We start from the raw sequence: 12,136 nt of genomic DNA on the forward strand, positions 1-12,136 counted from the left end.
GGTGCAGCCGGCGGCGAGGGCGGGGCCGATCTTGCGGGTGCCCATGGCCAGGGGGAAGTTCCAGGGGGTGATGAGCAGGCAGGGGCCGACCGGCTGGCGGGTGACCAGGAGGCGGTTCCTGCCGTCGGGGGCGGTGGTCAGACCGCCGTCGACACGGACGGCTTCCTCGGAGAACCAGCGGAAGAACTCGGCTCCGTAGGCGACCTCGGCACGCGCCTCGGCAAGCGGCTTGCCCATCTCCAGGGTTATCAGCAGCGCGAGGTCCTCGGTGCGCGCGATGATGAGGTCGTAGGCGCGGCGCAGGATCTCACTGCGCTCCCGGGGCGGGGTCGCGGCCCAGCCGGCTTGCGCCGCGACCGCCGCCTCGACGGCACGCCGCCCGTCGGCGGGAGAGGCGTCGGCGACCCGGCACAGCTCCTCGCCGGTGGCCGGGTTGTCGACGGACAGGGTGCGGCCGGACTCCGCGTCCTGCCAACCGCCGCCGATGAAAAGTTGCTTGGGAACATCGTGGACGACAGTCATCTCGGGGTCTCCTTGTATGCGTAGAAGTGCGCTGCCGCACGGTCAGCGGATGCGGTCCAGCGTCTTGTAGTAGGCGCCCGCGAAGGGCAGGAACCAGGCGGTGCCGTTGTAGAGGGGGATGCGGGGCGGGGCCAGGTCGCGAACCGGGCTGGCCTCGGGGTGGCCGTCCATCACCTCGGCCATGACCTGACCCATGTGCGTGGCCATCTGAACGCCGTGGCCCGCGTATCCCATGGAGTAGTACACGCCGTCCTCGGTCTGCCCGGCGTGCACGATGCGGTCCATCGCGAAGCCGACCGAGCCACCCCACACGTACTCGACCTTCGTCCGGGCGAGTTGGGGGAAGATCTCGCACATCTCACGGAACAGGACCGCTCCGCTCTTCTTGTCCGAGGTGGGGTCGGACGGCGCGAAGCGGGCGCGTCCGCCGAACAGCAGACGGTTGTCCGGGGTGAGCCGGAAATAGTGACAGACCTGGTTGGAGTCGACGATGAGGCGGGCCTTCGGGATGATGTCCCGGGCCAGTTCCTCGCCGAGCGGCTCGGTCACGATGATGAAGCTGCCCAGGCAGACCTGCTGGCGGCGCAGCCAGGGGAAGTTCTTGTCGGTGTAGGCGTCGGTGGCCATCATGACCTGCCCGGCGCGGATCACACCGCGCTCGGTGCTGACCTCGAAACGGCCGGCGGTGGTACGTCGCACGCCGATGGCCGCGTTGCGCTCGTGGATCTCGACACCGGTGCGTTCGCAGGCCTCGGCCATGCCGCGCACGAAGCGGCCGACGTGCAGTGCGGCGCTGAACGGGTCGAGCAGACCGCCGTGGTAGGCGTCGGATCCGATCTCGGAGCGCAGCTCGGACTTGCTGACCAGTGTGGTCTCGTGTCCGAAGTACTTGGCCAGGTCGCGCTGCTGGGCCTTCTTGTTCTCGAAGTGCGCGGGGCGGGAGGCCACGCCCAGGCGTCCGACGCGACGGAACTGGCAGTCGATGGACTCGTCGTCCACGAGCCGCTCGACGGTGTCCACGGCCTCGCCGTAGGAGTTGTAGATCTCGCGGGCCCGATCGAGTCCGTACCGGCGGATGGCCTGGCTCACGCCGATGGTGAAGCCCAGGTTCGCCATGCCGCCGTTGCGCGCCGAGGCCCCGGAGCCGATCTGGCCCTTCTCGACGAGGGTGACACGGGCGCCCTTGCGGGCGGCGTGCAGGGCGGTGGACAGACCCGTCAGGCCGGCGCCGACGACCACCAGGTCGGTGTCCTCGGTCAGTGGCTTGCCGGACCGGTCGGGGAACGCACCGGCGGTTTCTATCCAGTACGGGATCGTCTTCATTGCGGGTCTCCTGCGGGGAAGTTTTCGGGGGGACCGGCCGGGCACCCACTCGGGTGCCCGGCCGACGGCGCTGTCAGCGGTACCGCGGCCCGTGCCGGCGCAACGCGCAGGTGAGGGGCGGCAGCAGGTGCGGCTGAGCGGTGGCGGCGGCGGTCATACGGCGTCGCCTCCGGGGTTGGCGACGCCGACCGTGTTCTCGACGGAGAGAAGGGATTGCTGTCGTCCGGAGCCGAGCCAGCGCACCAGGGCGACCAGGCCCAGGGCGAGGATGGCGAAGGCGATGAGGATCGCACTGACCGCGGTGACACTGGGGTCGATCTCGAAGGTCAGGGAGTTGTAGACCTGCACCGGCAGGGTGACGGTGTCGACGGAGGAGAGGAACTGGGAGATGTAGAACTCGTCGAAGCTGGTGATGAAGGAGAAGATCGCTGCCGCGATCATGCCGGGCGCGGCGAGGGGGAAGGTGATCTTCCGGGCGATCGTGAGGCGGCCGGCGCCCATGCTGGCGGCGGCGTCCTCCAGGCGTTCGTCGATGCCGCGCAGGGTGGCGATCAGGATCAGGACCGCGATGGGTGAGGCGAGCACGGTGTGGCCCAGGGCGATGGCGATCGGGCTGCCCAGCATCGCGGCCGGCTCGAAGAGCAGGAACAGGCCGAGTGCGGTGACGATCTGCGGGATGAGCAGCGGTCCGAGGACCAGGGCGAAGACCGCGGAGCGCAGCGGGAGTTCGCTGCGGACCAGGGCGGTCGCCGCGGTCACGCCGATGATCAGGGAGAACACGGTGCTCAGGGCGGCGACCAGAGCGCTCAGGGACAGCGCGGCCGGCCATTTGCTGCCGTCGGCGAACAGCGCCTTGTACCAGTTCAGCGTCCACACTTCCGGCGGGAACGCGGAGAAGGCGTTGCTGCTGAAGGAGGTGACGAGGATGACGACGATCGGCAGCGCCAGGAACAGCAGGATCACGGTGGCGACCGCCGTGAGAGCGATCCGCCCGGCGAGGGTCTTGCGCAGCTCCATCATGACGCGCTCCTCTTCTTACGGCTGGCGCCCAGGGAGCTGACGAGCTTGACCAGCAGCAGCCCGGCCAAGGTGAGGACCAGCAGGATGACGCCCTGGGCGGCGGCCCCGTTCCACTGGTTCTCCTTGGTGACCTGCTGGTTGATGAGGGTGGCGATCATCGTCTGGTTCGGGCCGCCCATCAGGGCCGGGGTGATGTAGTAGCCCAGCGACAGGATGAAGCTGAGCAGTCCGGCACTGGCCAGGCCCGGGGCGACCAGCGGCAGATAGATCCGCCGGAAGATGGTCACCCTGCCCGCGCCCATGCTGGACGCGGCGGCGAGCAGCCTGCGGTCAACACCGCGCATCACCCCGTACAGCAGCAGCACCGTGTAGGGCAGCATCATGGAGGTGGTGCCGATGACCACACCGAGCTCGTTGTAGAGCAGCTGGTACGGCGTTCCGGGGACCGACATGGCGGTCAGGGTCTCGTTCACCAGGCCCTTGTCACCCAGCAGGATGATCCAGCCGTAGGTACGCACCAGCGCGCTGACGAAGTGCGGCACGACCACGACCAGCATCGCCAGTCCCGCCCACAGGGGCTTGAGCCGGGAGATCGCCTGGGCGAGGACGAACCCGAAGACGAGGCTGAGCACCGCCGTCTCTGCGGAGATCCGCAGCGTGGTGAACAGGACCGACAGGTTGACCCCGGTCAGGGCGTCGGCGTACCAGTGCAGGGTGAGCGAGCCGTCGGCGTTCTTCAGGCTCAGCAGCAGGGTGCTGAAGATCGGGTAGACGAACAGCACCAGCAGGTAGACGACGACCGGCAGCGCGTAGAGGATCCCGACCCGGGTCCGGCGCGAGGCCAGGAGCTTGCGCGGACGGCCGGGGGCCCCCGCGGTGAGGGTGGCTGCCATGGCTCACCCTCCCTGTTCGTCGGCGAAGAGATTCACGTCTTCGGGATCGGTAGTGATCCCGATCCTTTCGCCGGTGACGGGGCCGCGGCCGGCAGGTACTTCCAGGCGCAGCAGCGGCGCGTCACCGCCGTCGATGCGCACGCCCGCCCGCACCAGCGTGCCCACGTAGGTGGCGGTCTCGACCGTGCCGGTACAGAAGCCGTCGTCGGTGGCGCAGGCCCGCAGCCGGCCCGGCTGCACGGCGACCTTCACCTCAGTGCCGGAGGCCGGCTGGTGACGGCGGGCCTTGATCAGGCCGCCGGACGCATCGAGACGGACCAGGGTGTGCTCGTCGGTGTGCTGCTCGATGTGGCCGGGCAGGAAGTTCGCCGCGCCGAGGAAGTCCGCGACGAAGGGGGTCCTGGGCCGCTCGAACAGCTCGCGGGGGGTGTCGAACTGCTCGATCAGGCCGTTGCGCATCACCGCGATGCGGTCCGACATCACCAGCGCTTCCTCCTGGTCGTGCGTCACATAGATGACGGTCAGGCCGAGCTCCTGCTGGATGGCCTTGATCTCGACCTGAAGCTGGTCGCGGAGCTTCTTGTCCAGGGCGCCCAGCGGCTCGTCCATGAGGATGACCGGCGGGCGGTAGACCAGCGCCCGGCACAGCGCGACACGCTGCTGCTGACCGCCGGACAGCTCCCGCGGCTTGCGGTTGCCGAAGCCGGACAGGCCGGCGATCTCCAGCGTCTCCCCGACGCGCCTGCGGATCTCGTCCTTCGGCACCCCGCGCAGGGTGAGCGGGAAAGCGACGTTCTCGCTGACCGTCATGTGCGGGAACAGCAGGTACTGCTGGAACACGAAGCCGAGGTTGCGTTTCTGCGGGGCGAGCTTCGTGACGTCGCGGTCTCCGACGGTGATGGTGCCGGAGTCGGGTTCGCAAAAGCCGGCGATCATCATCAGTGTCGTGGTCTTGCCCGACCCCGAGGCGCCGAGGAACGTGACGAACTCCCCCGCCGCGATCTCCATGGACGCCTCGTCGACGGCGACGACATCCCCGTACGTCTTGCGCAGGGCCACCACCGACAGCGCTTTGCCCGTCGCGGTGGGCAGGGTGCCGTCGGCCACCTTCACGGACGGTGTGACCACATCGAATTCAGCCACGAGCCCACTCCAACCAGCGCTTAGTGACGGCCGATTCGTTCTTCAGCCACCAGTCGATGTCCGCGTCGAAACCCTTGTCGTAGTACTTCGGCGCACCGGCCAGAGCGTTGCGCTCGTCCTCGGTGAGCTTGGCGTAGGCCACCGGAGAGGACGGGTTCGACGGGAAGGCCTTGGCCAGGGCAGCCTGGATCTCGGCACGCAGCGCGAAGTCCATGAGCTGATAGGCGCCGTCCACGTTGGCCGCACCCTTGGCGATGGCATAGCCCGAGAACTGGCGGCGCATGCCGTTGAGCTGCCTTGCGACCGGGACGCCCTGCTTCTGCAGATCGGCGATCCGGCCATCCCAGACGGTGGACATCGTCACCTCCTGGCGGCTGAGGAGCACGCCGGGCAGCGGGCCGCTGTCCCAAAACTTTTTGATGTCGGACCGCAGACGGGTCAGCACCTTGAAGGCACGGTCCACATCCAGCGGGTACAGCTTGTCCATGGGGACGCCGTCGGCCAGCAGCGCGAACTCCAGCTCCGGCAGGTCACCGTCCGGGCTGACCATCGCACGGGCACCCTTGAACGCCTTGGTGTCCCAGAAGTCCGCCCACGACTCCGGCTTGCGGCCGTCGAAGGCGTCCGTGCGGTACGCGATGCACTGGCCGTAGAAGCTGTGCCCGATGGCGTGCTCGGTGACCTGGTTCTCGGGGACCTTCGCGCTCTTCAGACTCTTGAGCCGGTCAGGGTCCAGCGTCTCCAGGGCATCCTGCTTCCCATACTTCAGGTGGGACATCATCGAGTTGTTGATGAGGTCGCACTGCGGACGGCCCTGCTTGATCTGGGCCAGCAGCGGGGCGTCGTCCAGGTTTAGCACCTTGACCTGGATGCCGGTCTCCTGGGTGAACGGCGTGTAGATCGCCTTCTGCAGGGCCGCGCCGTAGGAACCGCCGCTGTCGCGGACGACCACCGTCTTGCCGCCCTTCCCACCGGTGCCGGTGGAAGCGCTGCGGCTGGTACCGGTGCCGCAGGCGCTGAGGGCGGTCGCGGCGGCGAGACCCGCCGTGGCTCCGCCGACGCCGCGCAAAAAGAGTCTGCGGTCTATACGGGCGTCTCTCATGGTTTGCCTCCTGGGGGTGGTGCTGAGGGGAAACAGGAACGGCTGGGGATGGGTCTTCGAGTGGGGGTCCGCCTCGTCGGATCCGAGGCCCGCGCCGGGCGTCGGGCCGCGCAGGGGACGGTGGTGAGGCCGTGCATGCCGTAGAAGATCCGACCGTCGGGGCGGGGCGTGGACCGTGTGCCACGCGCCGCCGGCCGGGTCGATGATGCGGCGCCGGACATCGTCCCCCTCGGCCCGGTACTTCGAGTTCTGCGCGGGCGTCGCCGACAAGCTCAGCGGGGTTCTTCGGGGATGTCCGTGCGGGGACGCTGTGCGTCGCGCGTCAGATGCCGAGCATGGTGTTGAGGTCGTCCAGGGACTTCACCGGCACGTAGTCGTAGCCGTGGGTCACCGGGTCATAGCCGCGATCCAGCAGGATGAGGTTGCGGAAGCCCATGTCGTGCATCGGCATCAGGTCGTAGCGGGTGTGCGAGGAGACGTGCACGAAGTCCTCGGGGGACGCGTCGAGCTGGTCCAGCATGTACTCGAACGCGGCGTAGCGGGGCTTGTAGAAGCCGGCCTGCTCCGCGGTGTACACCGCGTGGAAGTCCGCGCCGAGGCGGGGCACGCTCTCCTCCAGGAAGGAGTCGTCGGCGTTGGAGAAGATGACCAGCTTGTAGTTCTCGCTCATCTTCTTCAGCGGCTCCGGCACGTCGGCGTGCGGGCCCCAGCTGCGGACGCCGTCGGCGAAGCGCTTGCCCGCGTCCGGGGCGGCCTTCACGCCCCACTTGCGGCAGACCCGCTCGAAGGAGTCGTGCAGTACCTGCTCGTAGGAGTAGTACGCGCCGCGGACCTGGTCGTAGCGGTAGCCGCGGAACTCCCGGACGAACTGGTCCCACTGCCCGGCGGGGATCTGGTCGCCGACGAGCTCACGGGTGATGGGGGTGATCGGGTACTCGATCAACGTGCCGTAACAGTCGAACGAGACGTACTTCGGGCGGAATTGAAGCGAGGGGATGGGCATGAGGGTCTCCTGTCTTGGCTTGGGGGAACTGGCTACGGCCGGCACAGCCTCTTCTGGCATGTCTATGACAGAGATGTCGGGTGGGGGCGATGTCGTCGGCACCGCCGGGGATCAGGCGGCGCCGGCCCCGGCCGGTGCGAGGAAGCCGATGGGGTGGTCCGTGGTGCCGTCGAGTGCCAGGTCGGCGGCGATCTCGCCCATGGCGGGCGAGAGCTTGAAGCCGCTGCCGGAGAATCCGGCCATGACGACGATGTCGTCCTCGCCGGGGAGATGACCCACGAGCGGGTTCCCGGACTCCGTGTAGCCCTCCATGTAGACCGACAGCCGGATGGGGTCGGGATTCAGATCGGGCATCAGCTCGCCGATGAGCTCTCGGAAGGTGGCGAGTTCCTCCGGGCGGACTGTGCGGTCGAGCCGTTCGGGGTCGGGTACCGGCAGATAACGGGCGAAGGAGAGGCCCAGCTTGACGGAGATGCCGTCGGGTGACGGGAGCCCGTAGCAGTCATGGGGTGCGCTGCGTACGAAGGCGGGGGCGCCGCCCGCGAACCAGTCGTGGCGGGTGGGGATGTGCCAGGAGCTGATCAGCCGGCGGATGTCGACGCTTTGCGGCAGGTCCGGGAGCAGGGTGTTGATCCAGGGGCCCGCGGTCACCACGGCGGTGTCGACGTGGTCCGTGCCCTGGTCGGTGACGATGTGCACGCCACCGCCCGCCGCGGGGGCGATTTCCCGCACCGGGGTGTAGCGGTGCAGCCGGGCGCCGAGTTGTTCGGCGCGGGCGGCGGCTGCCTGGACCGACGCCTCGGGCCTGATGATGGAGCCCATCCGGTCGAGGACGGCGGTGTGCCCGTCCGGGAGGCGGTGCTGGGGGTAGCGGCGGGCGAGTTCCTCACGGTCCAGTACCTCGTGGTCCAGCCGGTGGGTCGAGCTGGCGGAGAGGAGGAGACGCATCGACGGCGATGCGGTCTCGCCCATCACCAGGCATCCGCTGCGACGCCGCAGTGAGGAACCGGTTTCGCGCTGGAGCCGGTCCCACATCTGGTCGGCGAGCCGCAGCAGCGGGATGTACCCGGGGTCCCCGAGGTGCACTGCGCGGAAGATGCGGCTCTCGCCGCCGGCCGCGCCGCGGTCGTGCCCCGGGGCGTACCGGTCGTAGCCGATGACCTCGGCTCCGCGAGCGGCCAGTCGCCACATGACCTGGCTGCCCATACTGCCGGCACCGATCACGGCGACGCGCTTCGGGATGCTCATGAGGTCGCTCCTTTCGCCGGGTGCGGCCTGGGTGTCTCAGTGGTGCCCCGGCACGGTGGGGACACCGTGCGGACCCTTCCGATTCGGACCCTTTGGGGATGGCGTTCACTCTCGACCCCGGCGAATACGCAGGTCAACCCACACTCTGTTCCGCCTCGGGACGTTATCGAGACGAAGTGTCACGGCGAGCGGGCCCGCCACGGAAAGTAACCCTGCACCTCTTGTCACGGTGATGTGCCGGTGCGAAGGTGACCCCCACCCCCGGACGAAAGCACTCCCTATGCCGCCCAGACGTCCCGCAACCGGACACTTCCCGACCATCGCGGAGGTTCTGAGCCTCCCGGTGCTGGCCGAGGGGATGCCGCGCGTGCTGGCCGGTGAGTCACAGCTGGACCGTGGAGTGCGCTGGGTGCACGTCACCGAACTGCTCAACCCCGCGGATTTCCTCGAGGGCGGCGAGCTGGTCCTGACGACCGGCATGCCCTATCCCGAGGACGCCTCCGAACTGTGCGGCTACGTCGACCAGCTCGCCGACGTCGGCGCGGCCGGCCTGATCGTGGAGCTCGGCTACCGGTACCGGAAGGTGCCCGACGAGCTGGTGGCGGCCTGCCGTGCCCGTGAGGTGCCGCTGGTCGAGCTGGCCCGCGGCGTCCGGTTCATCGACGTCACGCAGGCGGTGCACGCGCTCATCCTCGACGCCCACGGGGCGCTGCTGCGCCGCGGCAGGGACATCCAGGACATCTTCACCGCCCTGACGCTGCGAGGCGCGACCCCCGAGGAACTGGTGCACACCACGGCCGAGCTCACCGGGGCCCCCGTGGTGCTGGAGGACCTCACCCACCGGGTCCTGATGTGTGAACTGCTCGGCCGGCCGTACGAGCCGGTGGTTTCGGCCTGGTCCCGGCGTTCCCGGGCCACCCCGACTCCGGAGAAGATCACACCGAGCGGCCCGGAGGGGTGGCTGATCGCGCCCGTGCAGGACCACCAGGGGCCGTGGGGGCGGCTGGTCCTGCTGGAGGGCCGGCTGAGTCCGGAGCCCGACCCGGAACACGTGCTGGTCCTGGAGCGTGCGGCGGTCGCCCTGAGCATGGCTCGGCTGGCCGGACCGGCCTGGTGGGAGCGCCGGGCCCACCGCTCGGTGCTGCGGGACCTGTACGAACGGCGTTTCCGCTCCCCCGCGGACGCCCGCGCACGTGCCGAGGCACTGGGACTGCCGACCCTGGGGCACCGCCTCTTCGCCGTGGTCATCCGCCATACGCACACCGGTACCGGGGAGCACCTCGACGAGCGGATCGCGAAGGCGATGGCGCAGACCGGCATCCGCGCCCTCGTCGGCGAGACGGCCCCTGGCCGGATCGGCGTATGCCTGGCCCTGGCACAGGCCAGCGCCTGGCAGCCGGTCGCCGAGCGGATCGGCCGTCTCTGCCGCGAGGAGCTCGGCCCGGAGGCCGTCGTCGCCGTCGGCTCCGGCGTGACCGACCTCTCCGGGATCGCCCGGTCGTGGCAGGAGGCCGAGCAAACGGCCGAGGCCATCACACCCGCCTCGCCCGACCGCTGGTTCTACGTCCCCGCCGACGTCCGGCTGCCGGAGCTCCTGGGTGTGCTGCGCGAGGACATCCGCCTCCAGCGGTACGCGGAACGGCAGCTCACGCGTCTCATCGAGCACGACGACCGCAACGGCGGCGACCTGCTCCCGGCACTGCGCGCCTATCTGACGGCGGCCGGGAACAAGTCGGTCGCGGCGAAACAGGCCGGCATGTCCCGGCAGGCGTACTACCAGCGCCTCCACACCATCGAACGGCTCCTCGGCTGCGATCTTGAGTCGGGCCTCCAGTGCACGTCCCTGCACGTCGCGGTGCTCGTCCTGGACGCCCGGGGGACGGCTGCGCCCGGCACATGACGAGCATGCGGGCCGTCGCGCGGGACCTGCCGCGCACCGCACGTCTCAGTGGTCCGTGACAACCAGCCGGCAGGTCTCCCCCGGTTCCACGCCGGTCGCCCGGCCCGGCAGCTCGACGTCGATCGGCGGAAGGCCGGACGGCGGTACGGCGATCGGCAGCCGCCCGCTCCCTGCCTGGCGGATGGAGAAGCCGTACGAGGACAGCTCTCAGCGGCCTTGTCCAGGGCTGGGTCCTGGCCCGAGTTCAGGCCACCGTGATCCGGCGCCCGGTGACGGCGACGGGCTCGATACGCAGCCACAGGTCGCGTCGGCCTCCCGCCCAGGGTGCGCTGTAGGCCTGCTCTTCGAGACGGGCGACCTCGTCCGGGTCCGTCACGGTCGTCGCGGGTCCCCGCACCAGTACGCTCCAGCCCTCGCTGAAGGCTTCGTCGATGCGGTCGGCCTCGAAGGCGACCTGGTGGCCGTCCGCCTGCGCCGGAGTCGTGCCGGGTGCGGTGCGGAAGACGATCCCGCCCTCGACGATGCTGTAGTCGACCGGGACGACGACCGGCCCGGAGTCCGCGGGCACGGCGAGGCGTCCCACCTCGTGCGTGGAGAGCAGAGAGCGGCACCGAAGGATGACGGCTCAGCCGAAGAACACCTCGAACTCGTCGTACAAGGACGGCTCCACCACCTTGTTCTGCGCGGTGGCGTCCGCGAGGGGCACTCGGACGATGTCGGTGCCCCTGAGGGCGACCATGCAGCCGAAGTCCCCTTCCTCCACCGCGCCGATGGCATGCAGCCCGAAACGGGTGGCCAGCCACCGGTCGAAGGGGCTCGGGGTGCCGCCGCGCTGGATGTGGCCCAGGACCGTGGTACGGGCGTCCTTCTGGGTCCGTGCCGAGATCTCCTGGGCCAGCCATTCGCCGATGCCGGACAGCCGTACATGGCCGAACTCGTCCAGTGACCGGTCCTTGAGGATCATCTGTCCCTCCTTGGGGGCGGCCCCTTCGGCCACGACGACGATCGGCGCGTAGTTGATCTCGAACCGTCGCCTCACCAGCTCACAGACCTGATCGATGTCGAACGGCCGCTCGGGGATGAGGATGACGTTGGCGCCGCCCGCGATGCCGGCGTGCAGGGCGATCCATCCGGAGTGCCGTCCCATCACCTCCACCACGAGGGCCCGCATGTGGGATTCGGCGGTGGTGTGAAGGCGGTCGATGGCCTCGGTCGCGATGCCGACGGCGGTGTCGAAGCCGAAGGTGTAGTCGGTGCCCGACACGTCGTTGTCGATGGTCTTCGGCACGCCGACGATCTTGATCCCGTGCCGGCTGAGCTCTGCCGCCGTCCCGAGGGTGTCCTCTCCGCCGATCACGACGAGCGCGTCCACATCGTGCGCGGCCAGGGTCTCCCGCACCCGTTGCAGCCCGTTCTCGTGCTTGAACGGGTTGGTTCGGGAGGAACCCAGAATGGTCCCGCCCCGGGGGAGGATTCCCCGGACGCTGGAGATGTCGAGCGGCACTACGTGGTTCTTGAGCAGACCGAGCCAACCGTCCCGCACCCCGACGAAGTCGAACGAGTACTCCTGCACGCCCTTGCGTACGACACTGCGGATCACCGCGTTGAGGCCGGGACAGTCACCGCCCCCGGTCAGCACTGCGACCTTCATGGGCCTTCTCCCATCCGCTGCACACCCCGCCCGGCCGAGGCCCTCGTGGCGACCGTGACCGCTGCCGGGGCATGGGGATCGTTCTCTCCAGCCTCCCCCGGTTCCCGCGACGCTTGCCACTCGGCGGACGCCGACCGGCGGGCTCCCTCGACGTCGCCCGGTGCCAGTGCCGGCCGCATCGGCGAGCCTTCCGGAGACGCTGTGCTTATTCCGGCAGGGCCGCCGGTGCGTCAGGCTGGCCGGGTGGGCCAGAGTGCGGTGGCGCGGGCGCCGGTGCGAAACGGTCGGCCCGGCGGACGCCCTCCCACGGCCGGGGCGGCTGGGGCGGCTG

10 protein-coding genes and 1 pseudogene are annotated in these 12,136 nt (G+C 69.5%); 1 reads left to right on the forward strand and 10 read right to left on the reverse strand.

Annotated features, from left to right (window positions below; translation table 11 throughout):
• The 8 genes from C1J00_RS27315 to solA form a co-directional block, all read right to left on the reverse strand.
• Window positions 1–522: aldehyde dehydrogenase family protein (locus C1J00_RS27315; RefSeq protein WP_146046265.1), on the reverse strand; the 522-nt coding region annotated here is incomplete at its 3' end.
• Between the two features lie 42 nt (window positions 523–564).
• Window positions 565–1,845, reverse strand: coding sequence for an NAD(P)/FAD-dependent oxidoreductase (locus C1J00_RS27320; protein ID WP_102911677.1), 1,281 nt, complete (start codon window positions 1,843–1,845; stop codon window positions 565–567).
• 153 nt (window positions 1,846–1,998) lie between these two features.
• Window positions 1,999–2,865 (reverse strand): ABC transporter permease, encoded by an 867-nt coding sequence (locus C1J00_RS27325; RefSeq protein ID WP_102911678.1) that lies wholly within the window; start codon window positions 2,863–2,865, stop codon window positions 1,999–2,001.
• Window positions 2,862–3,758, reverse strand: a complete 897-nt coding sequence (locus C1J00_RS27330; RefSeq protein ID WP_102911679.1) for an ABC transporter permease — start codon at window positions 3,756–3,758, stop codon at window positions 2,862–2,864. Before C1J00_RS27330 ends, C1J00_RS27325 begins: the two co-directional genes overlap by 4 nt.
• Before the next feature lie 3 nt (window positions 3,759–3,761).
• Window positions 3,762–4,901: an ABC transporter ATP-binding protein gene (locus C1J00_RS27335; RefSeq protein ID WP_102911680.1), complete on the reverse strand. Its 1,140-nt coding sequence runs from the start codon at window positions 4,899–4,901 to the stop codon at window positions 3,762–3,764.
• Entirely contained in the window at window positions 4,894–6,003 is a 1,110-nt protein-coding gene (locus C1J00_RS27340) for an ABC transporter substrate-binding protein (RefSeq protein WP_102911681.1), read from the reverse strand. The genes C1J00_RS27335 and C1J00_RS27340 overlap by 8 nt, the downstream gene beginning before the upstream one ends.
• Before the next feature lie 322 nt (window positions 6,004–6,325).
• Complete coding sequence (locus tag C1J00_RS27345; protein ID WP_102911682.1) at window positions 6,326–7,006, reverse strand: haloacid dehalogenase type II; 681 nt, start codon at window positions 7,004–7,006, stop codon at window positions 6,326–6,328.
• Between the two features lie 111 nt (window positions 7,007–7,117).
• Window positions 7,118–8,254: an N-methyl-L-tryptophan oxidase gene (solA, locus tag C1J00_RS27350; RefSeq protein ID WP_102911683.1), complete on the reverse strand. Its 1,137-nt coding sequence runs from the start codon at window positions 8,252–8,254 to the stop codon at window positions 7,118–7,120.
• Between the two features lie 280 nt (window positions 8,255–8,534).
• Here solA and C1J00_RS27355 point away from each other — a divergent pair, with 280 nt between their 5' ends.
• On the forward strand, window positions 8,535–10,154 hold the full coding sequence (locus C1J00_RS27355; protein WP_102911684.1) for a PucR family transcriptional regulator: 1,620 nt from the start codon (window positions 8,535–8,537) through the stop codon (window positions 10,152–10,154).
• Between the two features lie 244 nt (window positions 10,155–10,398).
• Here C1J00_RS27355 and C1J00_RS27360 read toward each other — a convergent pair.
• Window positions 10,399–10,764 (reverse strand): annotated as a pseudogene (locus C1J00_RS27360) (pyridoxamine 5'-phosphate oxidase family protein); the annotation flags it as partial.
• 15 nt (window positions 10,765–10,779) lie between these two features.
• Window positions 10,780–11,805 carry a 6-phosphofructokinase gene (locus tag C1J00_RS27365; RefSeq protein ID WP_102911686.1) on the reverse strand — a complete coding sequence of 342 codons (1,026 nt, stop codon included), beginning with the start codon at window positions 11,803–11,805 and terminating at the stop codon, window positions 10,780–10,782.
• Between the last annotated feature and the right edge of the window lie 331 nt (window positions 11,806–12,136).

Source organism: Streptomyces cahuitamycinicus (assembly GCF_002891435.1).
Taxonomy (GTDB): domain Bacteria; phylum Actinomycetota; class Actinomycetes; order Streptomycetales; family Streptomycetaceae; genus Streptomyces; species Streptomyces cahuitamycinicus.

What these genes read in the sequence shown, in the direction of transcription:
- C1J00_RS27320 (WP_102911677.1), bottom strand. Translation starts at nt 1,845, where the DNA reads ATGAAGACGATCCCGTACTGGATAGAAACCGCCGGTGCGTTCCCCGAC.
- C1J00_RS27325 (WP_102911678.1), bottom strand. Translation starts at nt 2,865, where the DNA reads ATGATGGAGCTGCGCAAGACCCTCGCCGGGCGGATCGCTCTCACGGCG.
- C1J00_RS27330 (WP_102911679.1), bottom strand. Translation starts at nt 3,758, where the DNA reads ATGGCAGCCACCCTCACCGCGGGGGCCCCCGGCCGTCCGCGCAAGCTC.
- C1J00_RS27340 (WP_102911681.1), bottom strand. Translation starts at nt 6,003, where the DNA reads ATGAGAGACGCCCGTATAGACCGCAGACTCTTTTTGCGCGGCGTCGGC.
- C1J00_RS27345 (WP_102911682.1), bottom strand. Translation starts at nt 7,006, where the DNA reads ATGCCCATCCCCTCGCTTCAATTCCGCCCGAAGTACGTCTCGTTCGAC.
- solA (WP_102911683.1), bottom strand. Translation starts at nt 8,254, where the DNA reads ATGAGCATCCCGAAGCGCGTCGCCGTGATCGGTGCCGGCAGTATGGGC.
- C1J00_RS27355 (WP_102911684.1), top strand. Translation starts at nt 8,535, where the DNA reads ATGCCGCCCAGACGTCCCGCAACCGGACACTTCCCGACCATCGCGGAG.
- C1J00_RS27365 (WP_102911686.1), bottom strand. Translation starts at nt 11,805, where the DNA reads ATGAAGGTCGCAGTGCTGACCGGGGGCGGTGACTGTCCCGGCCTCAAC.